The organism is Scytonema sp. NUACC21 (assembly GCF_054684315.1).
Genome location: NZ_BAAFZH010000102.1, coordinates 45160 through 60430, shown reverse-complemented (window position 1 = coordinate 60430; position 15271 = coordinate 45160). Strand labels below are relative to the sequence as shown.

The following is a 15271-nucleotide window of genomic DNA, read 5'->3' as shown; positions in this document are numbered from 1 at the left end:
TCTAAAATGCACAGGCTTATCGTTTTAAATTTAGGACAAGGAGATTTGCAGCAAGGTTTCCCTACTGTGACGGCGCAATTTTGGGAATCTCAAGAACTCACTCCAATGCAATTTGCGGGAAGTTTACCTGCAGTTCCCAGTCTAGATGAGATTTATCAACGTTGGCAGTTATTATATGAATCTTTGTATAATAATTTGGCTTGGCGAAGAAGTACAGTACATCCAGAATTTGAAATTGATGAGGAAGACGGGGAACCTCTGAATATTTCCTATGCCGAATTTCAACAAGTGTCACAAAATTTTCAAGCCCAACTCAATCGCTGGTTAAGTTCAGGCTCTTTTTTCTCTATTGAACGTAAACTGCGAACTTATCTCACGCCAAATGATGAAATTCGTTTGATAATTGTGACGCCAAATCGTAAGGTTCTAAAATTACCTTGGTGTTTGTGGGATTTTTTATCTGATTATCCCCAAGCAGAAATTTCCTTGAGTCCTCCGGAATATGCACGTTCTTTAAAAGAAAATACAAATCGAGTTAGAAAGAAATTTAAAATATTAAGTATTTTAGGCAATAGTAGTGGGATTGATATTAATCAAGACCAACAAATATTAAAACAGCTTCCCGATTCGGAGATTACATTTCTTATCGAACCCAGATCGCAACAGCTAACGGAGGAACTTTGGAAGTCCGAATGGGATATTTTATTTTTTGCAGGGCATAGTTCGAGTCTCGGAAAGGGATGTATTCAGATAAATTCCGAGGAAACCCTTACAATTGACCAATTAAGATATGGGTTGAAAAAAGCCATATCCAATGGTCTAAGATTGGCAATTTTTAATTCTTGCGATGGTTTAGGACTGGCACGGGATTTAGCAGATTTACATTTACCCCAAGTTATTGTGATGCGGGAACCGATTCCCGATAAAGTCGCACAGGAATTTCTCAAACATTTTCTTACTACCTTTGCTAAGGGAAAATCTCTTTATCTTTCGGTACGGGAAGCACGGGAAAAATTACAAGGGTTAGAAGCGGAATTTCCCTGCGCGACTTGGCTACCTGTCATTTGTCAAAATCCTGCCGAAAACCCCCTGACTTGGCAGGAATTGCACGGAAAGAAAAATCCGATTCAATTCTTACCAAATCGTCAACAATTGCGATTAATTCTTTTCTATAGCTTGGTAAATACCCTGTTAGTAGCAGGAATTAGATTTTTAGGGTTGCTATCTCCCATCGAATTATCGGCGTTTGATATGTTAATGCGATCGCGAATCCCCGAAAAACCGGACGATCGTCTTTTGATAGTCACTATAACCTCCGAAGATATTCAATCCCAGGATTTAGAACCACGCTTTGGTTCCTTATCCGATACCAGTCTCAGCAAATTATTGGAAAAATTAGAAAAATATCAAGCGACAGCCATTGGTTTAGATATCTACCGCGATTACCCTAGTCAGAAACCCGAATTAACAAAGCAATTACGGCAAAGTCAGCGTTTAATTGGTATCTGCAAGCGTCCTGACATCAAAGATGACCCTACAGGTACTTTACCATCACCGGAAATCCCCGAGTCCCAGTTGGGATTTAGCGATTTTGTCCAAGATTACGATGGTATTGTCCGTCGCCACTTGTTATTTATAACACCAAGTACCACATCTCGCTGTACGGCAGCTTACGCATTGAGTACCCAGCTTGCATTTCGATATCTCCAGACCAAGAATATCTTGCCAGAATTCACACAAGACGACAATTTAAAACTGGGTAAAAAAATATTTCCATCTATAGGTTATCGCACGGGTGGATATCAAAGCGTAGATGCGGCAGGCTCTCAGGTATTATTAAATTATCGAGCACTGCCCAACCCGCAGATGGTAGCCCAAAGGGTGACGCTACGGGATCTACTTGGGGACAAAGTTAATCCCAAAGCTATCCAAAACCGAATTGTATTGATAGGTATAGTAGACAAGAGCGCTGGGGATTATTGGTCAACACCCTATGGTGCGGGTTCCTCCAACAAAATTCCTGGGGTGGTGGTTCACGCTCATATGGTCAGTCAAATTCTTAGCTACGTTTTAGATGGAAGACCTTTGTTATGGGTTTGGTCTGGTGGGGGAGAATTTGCTTGGATTACTTGCTGGGCAATGATTGGGGGATTGATTGCATGGCGATTTTCCAGCTTAAAAATTATGGGTACAGTGGTATTGATATCAGTAGCAACCCTTTATGGTGTGTGTTTTATGTTACTTAATTATGGCGGTTGGATACCTTTAGCTTCCCCTGCGATCGCTTTATTGTTGACTAATGGTACGGTTGTCATTTCACTGTTAAAAAATCAAAATGACTTGGAGCGTAGAAAATCATGAAGCACACAGGACTAAGAAGCAAAATTTTTAAGAAAATATTTCATACTACGGTAATCCTGGGACTCTGCATGGGTTGTGCGAGCACTTATGGAAAACAGATAACCGCTGAAAACCCAAATTCAACCCCAGTAGCAATCAAATTTCAGTCACCACCACCCCCACCAGACCGTGGGGAACCGACAGGAAGAGCACAAGGAGGAGCAGGAAGAGGCTGCGTACCAACAGCACTTGTCCCCTTAACTAAATCAAATAATGGTGATTCTCTGTGGGGTTTAACAGTAGCCGAAAGACCGCAATTTTGGTTCAGTGTACCCAGGAATTTGACACCAAAAGATGCTGTTGAATTTGTGTTAGAAGATGACCAAGGGAAAGAAGTTTATAAAACTAGATTAAAGAATACTAATATCCCGCAAGGTATAGTGAGTTTTACCATACCTCAACAAACACCACCTTTACAAATAGGCAAAATCTACAATTGGTCTTTTTCTATTTACTGTGATTATAAAACAGTAGAAGACAGACCGGGAACTGTCAGAGGTCGTATCCAAAGAAACCCTATATCTACTACTTTGAAAAATCAATTGGCAGATGCCAAAACTCCCATTGCACAAGCAACTGCCTACGCCCAAAATAGTATTTGGTTCGATGCTTTAACTGTTTTGGCTGTCAATATGCGTGACAAGAAGGAAAAAGATATCTCCTCAGCTTGGACTCAGTTGTTAGAACAAGCTAATTTACAACAAGTTGTCTCTTTTCCTGTGACTAATTGTTGTACGCCAGTACAAAAATCAAGTTAATATTATCGGTTATTAGGTATAGACGTAGAAATGAATTACGCATTACCCGAACGTAGGGGCGAACGGTTGTTCGCCCTTCGTAAAATTTCTAATGTTCGTTAATTACAGTACAAACCTCGTTCTTCTGATTGACATTATGGTTCTGAGTACCGCTAAACCCCATACCACCAGCAAAGGCGACAATAACACTTAAAGCTGTGGCAATGGTGCGACCTGGAAGACGCAAATTGACAGACACCCCAGAATTTTCTTGCTCAGAATGATTTTTTTGCTGGGAGTTGCGATTATATTTGGAGTTTGACATACTAAAAAGGTGTGCAGTCCTTGGACTGCGCGAAAAGTTGTGAATCCCTGGTTTCCGTCGCCAAACAGTAACAGGGAGTAAGCATACAGGAAGACCCCTAAGGTGACCTAAATTCACAAATAGGGGGTCTTTCGCTATATATGTTATACGTTAGGATAACGATTTAAATATTAACTTGTCAATGAAATTGATACTATTTTTAGTTATGTTATCTTAACCACTTTTATTTAGTATTTTAAAATACAAAAAACACAATATAAGGCAATAACGTGTAAATTTAATTGACACTACAATTCCAAATTCCGTATTTTCAAATCCTAACAGGGGTAAAATTAGCTACAACGCATTTTACAGCCATGCGTTGCCTGAAAATATGACTTAGACTATGACCCGTGAAGATCCTGTTACCTCAGATGTGAATCGATTGGCGTTATCTGAAGAAGCCTTTTTTTTGAGAAATCCCTAGATTTGCTATTTAATTCATAATGTTTTTCACGATTCACTCACTGGTCTGCCCAACCGTGCCTTATTTGTCGAAAGGTTAGAGCGATCGCTAGAGCTAACAAAGCTTCATCCAGACTACAAATTCGCCGTGCTGTTCTTAGATGTGGATCGCTTTAAAGTAATCAACGATAGTCTTGGCCACATGATAGGGGATCAATTACTCATGGCACTAGCACATAGGTTAGAAAGGTGTTTGCGTGCCGGAGATACAGTAGCCCGCTTAGGCGGAGATGAGTTTACCATCCTACTTGATAATATCCAAGATTTAAATGATGTCATAAATATAGCTAACAGAATAAATGCAGCTTTGACAGGAGCTTTCAATCTTGCAGGAAACGAAGTAATTACTACTGTCAGTATTGGTATCGCTTTAGGCTCAAGCACTTATAAGGAGCCAGAAGAACTCATCCGTGACGCTGACATTGCAATGTACCGTGCTAAAAAATTAGGAAAAGCACGCTATGAGATAATAACTTTTGACGACTTCTTCACGCAGCCACTTCTCCATAGCGGCATCACGGGCATGAGGAGGGTACGCAAAGACCATCCCTTGCCGTGGCACCAGTACGAGATATCGGAAAAGCTTACGATATAAGAAGTTGCGAATGAGTTTGTCTGTGCGAATGGGTTTCGCTCTTCGTCTGCGTAAATAACATTTTGTTTGCTATCATACGATTGGGACTTTCAGGGATTAGATTGACACGAGTAGTTAAGAGTCAAGTCCAAACAGACCCGTCAACAAAATAGGGCTGCCACCGATTAAAACAATCCCCCTGGAGACACCCCTCAGCCCACCAACATGCCTTACGCATCCCGATTAAAGGCAGCCCGATTAAAAGTTTAGGGAGCGTTAGCGTGTTCGGCATCATAGGAGGCGTCCTTAGTAACGCGAAGGCAACTCGTATTAATGAGTGTGCCTTATACTATCTCGGATTGCAACTATTGTTGTTATGCCGTGATAGTATTTTTGAGATGCTCGAACACGTTAACAGCTCAACAGTAATATAGCTGTACGGTTCATGCATCTGCGTCACTGAGAGATAGCAATAGGTGTTATGCCGCAAGTGCTGAGTGTACGAAATGAATTTGCCCCAAGTCGCAACTGTCAAAGGCTGTTGCGTTTTGGGGCTTTTAGTTGCTTTTCAACTGAATTCAACTTCAAAGAAAAGACCTGGTGGATTTCTTCTTGGATGTCCTCCAGGCGCTTTTTAGTTTACAAGTATATTTCCATCTTAAATCCGATGACTAACAACAAACCGAATCCTGCAAATCCTTCCATTCGCCTGCTTGCCCTAGTCTTTACAATCGGCACAGTGTTTGGTTCCGGTTTAGCTCACGGCTACTATAAAACTACAAGCGGTCTGAACCAGAGAACATTACCTGACCAAACTGAAATTCAACAGTTCAGTCACGTCAGCCGTGCAGATTACGAGCGGTTAAAACTGGGGATGTCTTTGGCAGCAGTGGAGGCGATTTTAAATCGCGGCACTGAAATCAAGCGTTCTGCAACAACAGCAACGTTTGTTTGGGAGAATGCAGATGGTTCTCGGATTGTTGCCAATTTCCAAGATGACAAACTCGTCAGTAAGGAGCAATCCACGCTGAAGTAGAGTACTGGGTGGTTAATTTAAGTATCTTCTATGGATGCTTGGGTTAACCATCTGTTGAATGGACGGAGGGCTCATCTTTTGTAACTTAAGATCTTATCTTTTCAGACTTTTTCAGACCGACGCATTAAGAGTAATTTCTTATTGTAAATATGTGAGTGACAACTTTAATTGCCAGTTAAAATTATAATTTGATTTTTCTATGAATTCAAGGAGAGAAGAAACAATGACTTCGATCGCAGGTAGTCCTGTCAGAGGTAACTATACCCTTCTAGCGCATAACCTTGAAATCTTTGTCGTTATAGGTAATGGTGGGCAGTGCCTACGTCGTTATAGTCGGTGGGCAGTGCCCACCCTACGTCTACTTTTGGTGAGCGGTGCCCACCCTACGTTTTCGTTGTTATAGGCTACGTTTTGAGGTAATCGAATGGCACTCCCAGGGACTAATGCATAACTTCTAAAACTTCGTCGCTATAAAAACTTAGAAGACAAAAGCCAAGTAAAAATGACTTGCCTTGAGAAACTGCAATACAAACCAAAGCTAAAACAGGTAGATCCCAATGATAATTGTCATCAAACCCCAAACCCCCCCACTGGAAGTCGATCGCATCATCAATGAACTCAGCCGCTATCCTGTCAATATTGAAAAATTACAGGGAAAATACAAGGTTGTTATCGGCTTGGTGGGAGAAACTAATTCAATTCATCTTGAAACTATCCAACAAATCAGCCCCTGCATCGAACAGGTGATTCGAGTCAAACAGCCTTTCAAACGGGCTTCTCTAGAATATCGTCACGGAGAACCTTCGTCCGTTGCTGTTCCGACTCCTAACGGGATTGTGACTTTTGGACAAAACCATCCCCTTGTTGTGGTTGCAGGTCCGTGTTCGGTGGAAAACGAAGAAATGATTGTTGAGACTGCCCAGGTTGTAAAAGCTACTGGTGCCCAGTTTCTCCGAGGAGGAGCCTACAAACCCCGTACCTCGCCTTATGCTTTCCAAGGACATGGAGAAAGCGCCCTATCCCTGCTAGCAAAAGCTCGCGAAGCTACAGGTTTAGGGATTATTACCGAGGTTATGGATACGAGCGATCTAGAAGTCGTTGCCGAATTTGCGGATGTGCTGCAAATTGGTGCTCGCAATATGCAGAATTTCTCATTGTTAAAGAAAGCTGGTGCTACAGGTATGCCCATTCTGCTGAAGCGGGGGATGTCTGCAACGATTGAGGAATGGTTGATGGCTGCTGAATATATTCTTGCGGCTGGTAATCCTAATGTGATTTTGTGCGAACGGGGTATTCGCAATTTCGATCGCCAATATACGAGAAATACTCTCGATTTATCTGTGGTGCCAGTTTTAAGAACCCTGACACATTTGCCAATTATGATTGACCCCAGTCATGGAACTGGTTACTCCCAATATGTATCGGCAATGGCGAAAGCATCGGTAGCAGTTGGTGCTGATTCTTTGATGATAGAAGTTCACCCCAATCCAAAAGCAGCTTTGTCTGATGGTCCCCAGTCTCTCACTCCCGCAGATTTTGTGGAATTGATGCAGGAAATTGATTCTCTGGCTCAATACTTTGGTCGCGGTAAAGCAGGAGCAAATGGTCGTTCGTCCTTACTCTCAACTGCTACAAACGGACGGGGAAATGCTCAAATGGCTACTGCGAGTTTGTAGATGGTTAATTCGTTTTGATGGAAAGTTTTTATACCAAAACATTTGTCCCTTGCTTTGTTGAAATTGATATAACTTTCCATCAGTTTTCCACAGTATTGCTAATTCTCTACTCATCGGATTTTAGAGGTAAGAAAAATGAGTTTTGATACACGTAACTACACTACTAAAGGTGGAATATTCATATCGCGATCGCAGTTTCCTATGAATATTGATACGGCGACAGAAGAGGTTTTAGTTCGTTTAGATTCCCAACGTGGGGCTTTACTGGCAAGTAGCTATGAATACCCAGGACGTTATAAAAGATGGGCAATCGGTTTTGTGAATCCACCATTAGAGATAGCTACCCGCGATAACTCTTTTACTATTACAGCGCACAACGACCGAGGAAAGGTATTACTCAATTATGTGGCAGAAATTTTGGTTAATGACTCAACTATCCACTCAAATTTTATAGATGTAAGTCAAGTAGATAATTGCATAACTGGTTTGATTAAGCCGAGCAAAAAATTATTTTCCGAAGAAGAACGCAGCAGACAACCATCAGTATTTAGTGTAATTCGCAAAATACTTTCGATTTTTGAGAGCCCAGAGGACGAACATTTAGGGCTATATGGAGCATTGGGTTACGATTTGGTGTTTCAGTTCGAGCAAATGCCAAAGTTTTTGGAACGGGCATCAGACCAAAGGGATTTGGTATTATATTTACCCGATGAATTAATCATTGTGGATTACCATTTGCAAAGAGCATTTCGCTTGCAGTATGATTTCATCACTAACAATGGTAGTACCAGAGATTTACCACGCACTGGTGAAATTATTAACTATAGAGGTAAGCGTTTAACAGCAACTCAATTCTCCGACCATGCGCCAGGAGAATACGAACAACAGGTAAATACTGCCCTCGACTACTTCCGTCGTGGGGATTTATTTGAAGTTGTTCCCAGTCAAAGCTTTTTCCAAACCTGCGAAACTTCACCAATCCAACTCTTCCGCACTCTCCGAGAAATTAATCCCAGTCCCTATGGATTCATTTTTAATTTAGGTGGAGAATATTTGATTGGAGCATCTCCAGAAATGTTTGTGCGAGTTGATGGTAGACGTGTAGAAACTTGCCCAATTAGCGGTACTATTACTCGCGGACAAACGGCGATCGATGACGCAGCGCAAATTCAGAAATTGTTGAACTCGCGCAAAGATGAATCGGAACTAACCATGTGTACCGATGTCGATCGCAATGACAAATCCCGTATCTGCGAACCAGGAACAGTGAGAGTGATTGGTCGCCGTCAAATCGAACTATACAGCCATCTCATCCATACAGTGGATCATGTAGAAGGATTGATGCGCCCGGAATTCGATGCTATAGATGCTTTTCTTACCCATCTTTGGGCAGTGACGGTGACGGGGGCACCCAAGAAGTCGGCAATGCAGTTTCTCGAACAACACGAACGCAGTCCCAGACGTTGGTATGGTGGTGCAATTGGGTGCATAAATTTTAACGGTAACTTGAATACCGGTTTAATTCTCCGCACAATTCAGCTAAAAGACTCAATTGCCACAGTGCGAGTCGGTGCAACGGTGCTTTATGATTCCATACCCGAAGCAGAAGCCCAAGAAACCATTACTAAAGCTGCTGCACTTTTCCAAACACTCCACCAGACAAATAAAAAAAGTAAAGAGGTGGCAAAAATATCGGCGCTCGATAAACAAGAAGCCAATCCAGCATCAGGTAAGCGAGTTTTATTAATTGACTACGAAGACTCCTTTGTTCACACTTTGGCAAACTATATTCGTCAAACAGGTGCAACCGTTACAACCCTGAGACATGGTTTTTCTGAGAAATTATTTGATACAGAACAACCCGACTTGGTTATCTTGTCTCCTGGTCCCGGAAGCCCCAGCGAATTTAAAATTACCGAGACAATTCAAGCTTGTAAAAAACGGCAAATACCCATCTTTGGTGTGTGTTTGGGAATGCAGGCAATTGTGGAGGCACATGGTGGAAAATTAGGGGTTCTTGATTATCCCCAACATGGTAAAGTATCGCTGATTTCGGTAATTGATAAAAACTCTGTAGCGTTTAGAGATTTACCAGAATCATTTGAAGTGGGTCGATACCACTCTTTGCATGCATTAATTGAGAGTTTACCTCCAGAACTAGAAATTACAGCCATGTCAGAAGATGGCATCATTATGGGTATCGAGCATAAAACACTAGCGATATCAGGTGTGCAATTCCATCCAGAATCGATTATGACTTTGAGCGAGGAAGTTGGATTGAAAATTATCAAAAATGTAGTTAGTGCTTTGACCGCAAAAAAACCTGCTTCTATTTTGGTGTAAAGCCAAGGATGAAATATGAAGGATGAAGTATGAAGGATGAAGGATGAAGGATGAAGGATGAAGTTTAATGAGATTGGGTATGGGGTAGATGTTAGAGAATCTATGCCCTATGCCAGACTCTCAAGAGTAAATGTGCAATTTGTATGTAGAACAATTTAGTTAGTTTGACTTTAGAGAGGAATTAAGATGTTGAATTACCGACAAGAGACTAAAATAACCTCACAACCTGTAAAACCACTTCATATTCTCGAAGAGATTGTTTTACACAAACAGCAAGAAGTTGCTTTAATGTACGAGCAATTGTCTTTCAAAAATTTAATAAGACAAGCAAGTTTTGCTCCCGATGTGCGAGATTTTTTAGCAGCCATACGTCAGAATCAGAAGAAACCTAGTATTATTGCAGAAGTCAAAAAAGCCTCTCCTAGTAAAGGAATCATTCGCGAAAATTTTGACCCGTTAGACATTGCTTTAGCCTACGAAAGAGGAGGTGCTAGTTGTATTTCTGTTTTAACGGATGCAAAATTTTTTCAAGGGAGTTTTGAAAATTTACAAATCCTTAGAAATAAAGTGAACATACCTTTACTTTGTAAAGAGTTTATTATTGACCCTTACCAAATTTATTTAGCACGAGTTAAAGGTGCGGATGCAATTCTTCTCATTGCGGCAATTTTGAATGATGAAGCTATCAAAGATTTTCTCCACATTGCTCAAAACCTGGGAATGACTGTTTTAGTTGAAGTGCATACTTTAAGGGAAATGGATAGAGTATTGGGGATTCCAGATGTAGAGACGCGCCATGGCGCGTCTCTACATATGTGCTTTTTTTACATTTAATTAACTGAACCGTATTACCTTTCACCCTGCAAGACATTGAGTAAAAGGTTCTCGAATAAAGTAGAGTGCATCGCGCCTGTTAACTACAACAATAAAGAGAAATTTCAGGAAATGCCTAGCTATAGCGGTTCTCATTTGAACTGTTTTAACTAACATCCAGCATCTCCAACAACAGGAAGTTTCACCTCTTGACCGTTTTGTTTAACAACGAGCGTGCCTTGTTTAATAGCAACAGTTTCAATTTCACCTTTAGCACCGAGTTTGACTGCCACATCAACTATAATTTTGCCATTTCGCTCGCGAAAGGATTGGAATGTTTGTTGACCGTAGAATTTCTGACCGCTTGCTTTTACACGATTAAATTTAGTAATTTTTCCGTTAATCTTCATCTCCATAGAGGTGTTATTAAGACCGTTAAAGAACAAAAATTGATTTTTGTTTGACCTACTTGGGTTCCATAAAGTCATTCCACAACCACTTCCACTAATTTCGTTAAACTTAAATTCTCCTACTAATGGTGGTTTTGCAATTAAGAGGTTATTGTATCCAATAACCATAGCCATAGCTAAAAATAAAACCGCAATTTTCTGCATTTTTACTCCTAAGGAAAAAAGCTCCCTATTGAATTATTTACATGCGATCGCCTAGAGGATCGGTACAGCGATCGCGATTCCGGGTTAGGATGACCAAAGGGGCAGACAATAGCGTTCTCGTCTTGTTATGAGCGCTCGGACTCTCAATGTGTAACACAGCCAACGAACGGCGTGGTCTGGTTCTGACCTAAAAGTTAACTGTATTTTTGCCTTGATAATGAGCAAACGCATCGTTTTAGCAACATTTGGGTCGCTGGGTGATATTCATCCCTTGATGGCACTAGCATTGGAACTGAAAAAACGCGGGCATCAAGTAATTTTCGCTACGGGTATATACCACCGTACCTTAGTTGAATCTGAAGGTCTGTGTTTTCATCCTATTCCTCCACATCTCGATCCAAATTCCGAATTGGCAAAACGTGCGATGGACGTGCATAACGGAACTGAGGTGCTATTTCGAGAAGTCATCATGCCTCAGGTACGCGATACCTATAACGAACTCAAAGCAGTGGTGCCAACAGCCGATTTGTTAGTAACAAGCGAGTTAATTTATACTGCTCCTATTCTTGCTCAAAAGACTGGAGTTCCTTGGGTTTCCTATGTCCTCTCGCCCATGTCCTTTTTCTCTGCCTATGACCCACCCGTCTTTGCACCATTTCCCTTTTTAGCAGAATTACGTCCCCTCGGTCCATTTGTCAATGGTTTTGTCATAGAAGCGGCTAAATTTGTGACTCGCGATTGGGCAGAACCTTTACAAGAATTGCGTGCAGAATTGGGCTTACCAAGAGTCAATAATCCTATATTTGAAGGAAAATACTCTCAAAAATTAACTCTGGCTCTATTTTCTAGCGCATTTGCACAAGCTCAACCGGATTGGGCTGGCAATACACTCATCACTGGCTTTGCTTTTTACGATCGCTCTCCAAATGTTGTCAATTTGCACGAACTAGAGCAGTTTTTAGAATCGGGAACGCCACCCATTGTATTTACCTTGGGTTCTTCTGCGGTTCTCAATCCTGGCAATTTTTATGCTGAAAGCATAGTAGCAGCTCAATCTCTGGGATATCGAGCAGTTCTGCTTATTGGGAAAAATCCCCTACCATCTTCACTACCAAAGGGAATAGTGGCTTTTGATTACCTACCTTACTCGCGAATCTTCCCCCACGCGGCTGCAATAGTCCATCAAGGAGGAATCGGTACCACAGGACAGGCACTACACGCCGGTCGCCCCATGCTTGTCGTTCCTTGGAACCACGATCAACCAGACAATGCTGCCCGTCTGGTTCGTTTGGGAGTCGCTCGTATGATTTCCAGAAACGAATATACATCTACACGGGCTATTACAGAGTTAAACAAGTTACTAAATGAGCCGAATTACACGGTAAAAGCTTCTGAAATAGGCAGGCAAGTTCGGTTGGAAAATGGCACGCATATTGCCTGTAATGCCATTGAAAAATTCTTGAGGAATTAGTAGAGAAAGGCTGTTCGCGTAGCGTCTCCTCTGGAGAAGTATGAAGGATAAAGGATGAAATTAAAAGGCTTACACTGTCAGCTTTGGAGCGATTTACAATGGTTGCCTTATTTACGCCCACTTGTACTAGTCACCTGACAATTAAAATTTCTTTAGAAAATAACTTGAATTTCATCAAGTTGATTGATAACCACATCAGCACCCTTAACATTTTCTGTCTTTCCTATCCAAGTGATACCGATGCAACCTGCTGCATTGGCATTTCTTGCCATTTGCATATCACCTACAGAATCTCCTACCATGAGTGTAGCGCTAGGTTCTACGCCCAAAGCTTGGCATGCTTGTAAAAACAAAACTGGATCTGGCTTGCTCGGACCTTCATCAACTCCCATTTCTAGTTGAATGTAATCACTTAATTGGTGGTGTTTGACAAAAGCACGTACTTCTTGGGTGGTTGCGGCTGAAAGAATACCAAGTTTCAGCCCTGCTTCGGATAAAGACTTGAGCACTTCCAAGCTACCCACGAACAGAGGTGAAGGAGTTTTGCTAACATATTTTTCTGCTTCATCCAACGCTTGGCGGGCGATAACCAAAGAGTCAAACCACCCCCTCCCGGTTTCTGCAATGTAAGCAGCAGCAGCAATTTCTGTTTCGCGACGACTCGCCACTGCTATTAAACCCGCAGGATCTAAGCGATCGCCATTCACGCCAAATGCCATTAACAATGGTTCCCCAATACCGGGAACTTGTGCATCTATCATTCTTGCTCCCTTCTGTGCAAGGGCGCGTAAATAATCATCTGAATCTTCCAGTGTCCCGTTTTTGTCAAACAGAATTGCCTGGATATTGGAAAACGTGACATTTTTGCACTGAATCGTTGCCAAAATTGACCCCCGTCGCTCTCATAACCTAAGTAATCTTAAGATGTGTAATCAAAAAGCGTAGTCAACCAGAGCCAACCATAACTTTTTGTTTCCCCTCTCCTCTGTGAACGCTTTACCTAGAATCAATGCTCGTAGAGCAAACCGGGTAGGCGTAGGATGGTAGGAGAGACTTTGAGGCAACTACACATTGCCCGCAACCGGATTGGAGTACAGTTAGCCATTGACTTTGCTTGCAATCCGAGCGCACCCAACTTTTACAAGTTTGGCTTTTGCGACATTGAACCCCTTACCCTCTACTTTCAATTCAAGTCTAGGCAGTTCAAACTTACGGGCTAAGAACTTTAGCCCAATATTACGTGCGGCGTTTAATCCCGAACTTCCACGTTGACCTGTAACTGTAGCAAAGCATTTGCCACCATATTGGTAAGGTTGACAAAACTCTAACAGAGTGGGTAAGTAATGATTGCCTCTCCAGACTTCTACTCCATTGACAGCGCACAACCGAGAAGTATCTTTAGGATTGACTCTTGCTGTAAGAATAGCGTACTTTTGGTAAGCAATTCGACGCACATTCTCAAAAATCTTTCCTTTGAGCCAGTAAGCACGTTTTTGGTTGGAACGGCGTGAGTACCGACCTCGTTGAGGCTTGAGGCTGGCTAAGTGTTCAAACACAATGACTTTGCATCCATGACGGTTGGCAAAGGAAATGATTTCGTTTGAGACTCGCAGTCCCTCATGACGTTCTCGTCTGGATATCTTAGAGAATCTGTGACAAGCAAAACCTTTGTCAACGCGGACAGTCTTTTTCATCGCACGGGCAACTTTCCCTAAATCGCACTTCCTACGACTGACGTGAGCGGTATGACCTGGAACTGTCATGCGGCTAATTTCTTTCACCACTCCGTTATCGTCGGATTCAAGTATGCTGCAAGTTGCGATACTGCCATCTAAATCTAAATCTACAGAGCAAATGCGTAGGTTTGGACTAGTGATGAGAGTTTTCAAACCTCCTGTTGCTGGTACGTATTTCTCGACAGTGAAGTCGAGGTAAGCTCTTCCACCTTTAAGCGTCACCGTTGGCGATGCCTTTACCCAATCACCACCAAAATCGTAACCAAGGTACTGGAATTTCACCCAAACCCAAGCGTTATTTCTACGGATCTTGAGCACGATGGAACTGCCCGTGTCATCCTTCCACATTCCGGCATAAAACACTGGATTGAAGTTGAACGAACGTGGTTGCACTGGTGGTTTGTGTTTTTTAGATCGTGCTGGTCTAGAAGACCATTTTTCATATTGAGTCCGCCATCCTTTGTAAGCACCAATGGCTTTCTTGATAGCAGCGCGGCGAAATACGCACGGAGCGTCTATTGGTAAAGGATACTGGGCATTTTCTCCTACCGTCAAACCTTCGTATACCCTGTAATGGTCGTTAGAAGAGGTTGTTCCTTCTGGGTGTGTGGCAACAACAGCAAAGTAAAAAGTTACTAAATCGTTGAAAGCTGTTTTGGTTTCATCTAGGGACAAACCATCTCTTAACAAGGTAAATCTTGCTGTTTTCGATTCGATGGAATAACCTTTCTTGCGTTGTAATGCCATGACTTGAGTTGGCTATTTCTCCGACCACAATTGCTTATTATTCTAGCAGCAATTAGTCCGCATCTCAAGCCTTAAAGATAAATATTTGTGTGAAATTAATCATTTAATTAGAGTAAAAATTCAGTTAAGATTGCACCGAATACATCCCGATTTCAATCGCTTACAAAAAACGGTAAATCTTTATGCATGAACACTTAAAAAAAGAGCTATAACTTGACCAGTATTAAATTCTCAACTCAAATAGAAACATTTTTCGTCTCTTTAACTGCAACAGTATGGAACAAGGTCACTGCAG

Annotated in this window: 12 protein-coding genes and 1 pseudogene; 9 read left to right on the top strand and 4 right to left on the bottom strand. The window is 41.8% G+C overall.

Going from position 1 to position 15271, the window contains the following annotated elements:
• The first annotated feature begins 6 nt into the window (after nt 1–6).
• Both ACYRY3_RS33715 and ACYRY3_RS33710 read left to right on the top strand, forming a co-directional pair.
• Nucleotides 7–2361, top strand: coding sequence for a CHASE2 domain-containing protein (locus tag ACYRY3_RS33715; protein WP_460206025.1), 2355 nt, complete (start codon nt 7–9; stop codon nt 2359–2361).
• Nucleotides 2358–3158, top strand: coding sequence for a DUF928 domain-containing protein (locus tag ACYRY3_RS33710; protein WP_460206024.1), 801 nt, complete (start codon nt 2358–2360; stop codon nt 3156–3158). The genes ACYRY3_RS33715 and ACYRY3_RS33710 overlap by 4 nt, the downstream gene beginning before the upstream one ends.
• A gap of 88 nt (nt 3159–3246) precedes the next feature.
• Here the strand turns inward: ACYRY3_RS33710 and ACYRY3_RS33705 are convergent, their stop codons facing one another.
• Complete coding sequence (locus ACYRY3_RS33705) at nt 3247–3462, bottom strand: hypothetical protein (protein ID WP_460206023.1); 216 nt, start codon at nt 3460–3462, stop codon at nt 3247–3249.
• Nucleotides 3463–3928: 466 nt separating this feature from the next.
• Between ACYRY3_RS33705 and ACYRY3_RS33700 the strand changes: the two genes are divergently transcribed.
• The 6 genes and pseudogenes from ACYRY3_RS33700 to ACYRY3_RS33675 form a co-directional block, all read left to right on the top strand.
• Nucleotides 3929–4561 (top strand): diguanylate cyclase domain-containing protein, encoded by a 633-nt coding sequence (locus ACYRY3_RS33700; RefSeq protein ID WP_460206156.1) that lies wholly within the window; start codon nt 3929–3931, stop codon nt 4559–4561.
• Between the two features lie 646 nt (nt 4562–5207).
• Nucleotides 5208–5576 carry a hypothetical protein gene (locus ACYRY3_RS33695; RefSeq protein ID WP_460206022.1) on the top strand — a complete coding sequence of 123 codons (369 nt, stop codon included), beginning with the start codon at nt 5208–5210 and terminating at the stop codon, nt 5574–5576.
• Between the two features lie 223 nt (nt 5577–5799).
• Nucleotides 5800–5979, top strand: coding sequence for a hypothetical protein (locus ACYRY3_RS33690; RefSeq protein WP_460206021.1), 180 nt, complete (start codon nt 5800–5802; stop codon nt 5977–5979).
• 154 nt (nt 5980–6133) lie between these two features.
• Nucleotides 6134–7252, top strand: coding sequence for a 3-deoxy-7-phosphoheptulonate synthase (gene aroF, locus ACYRY3_RS33685; RefSeq protein ID WP_460206020.1), 1119 nt, complete (start codon nt 6134–6136; stop codon nt 7250–7252).
• Between the two features lie 135 nt (nt 7253–7387).
• Complete coding sequence (locus ACYRY3_RS33680) at nt 7388–9595, top strand: anthranilate synthase (RefSeq protein ID WP_460206019.1); 2208 nt, start codon at nt 7388–7390, stop codon at nt 9593–9595.
• A 186-nt stretch (nt 9596–9781) separates the two neighbouring features.
• Nucleotides 9782–10384, top strand: a pseudogene (locus ACYRY3_RS33675) (indole-3-glycerol phosphate synthase TrpC); the annotation flags it as partial.
• Nucleotides 10385–10578: 194 nt separating this feature from the next.
• On the opposite strand, the gene ACYRY3_RS33670 reads toward ACYRY3_RS33675, so the two are convergent.
• Nucleotides 10579–11022 carry a hypothetical protein gene (locus ACYRY3_RS33670; RefSeq protein ID WP_460206018.1) on the bottom strand — a complete coding sequence of 148 codons (444 nt, stop codon included), beginning with the start codon at nt 11020–11022 and terminating at the stop codon, nt 10579–10581.
• Nucleotides 11023–11239: 217 nt separating this feature from the next.
• Here ACYRY3_RS33670 and ACYRY3_RS33665 point away from each other — a divergent pair, with 217 nt between their 5' ends.
• Nucleotides 11240–12493 (top strand): glycosyltransferase, encoded by a 1254-nt coding sequence (locus ACYRY3_RS33665; RefSeq protein WP_460206017.1) that lies wholly within the window; start codon nt 11240–11242, stop codon nt 12491–12493.
• A gap of 152 nt (nt 12494–12645) precedes the next feature.
• On the opposite strand, the gene ACYRY3_RS33660 is transcribed toward ACYRY3_RS33665, so the two are convergent.
• Nucleotides 12646–13377, bottom strand: coding sequence for an HAD family hydrolase (locus ACYRY3_RS33660; RefSeq protein WP_460206016.1), 732 nt, complete (start codon nt 13375–13377; stop codon nt 12646–12648).
• 213 nt (nt 13378–13590) lie between these two features.
• Nucleotides 13591–14976, bottom strand: coding sequence for a nuclease/transposase family protein (locus tag ACYRY3_RS33655; RefSeq protein WP_460206015.1), 1386 nt, complete (start codon nt 14974–14976; stop codon nt 13591–13593).
• Between the last annotated feature and the right edge of the window lie 295 nt (nt 14977–15271).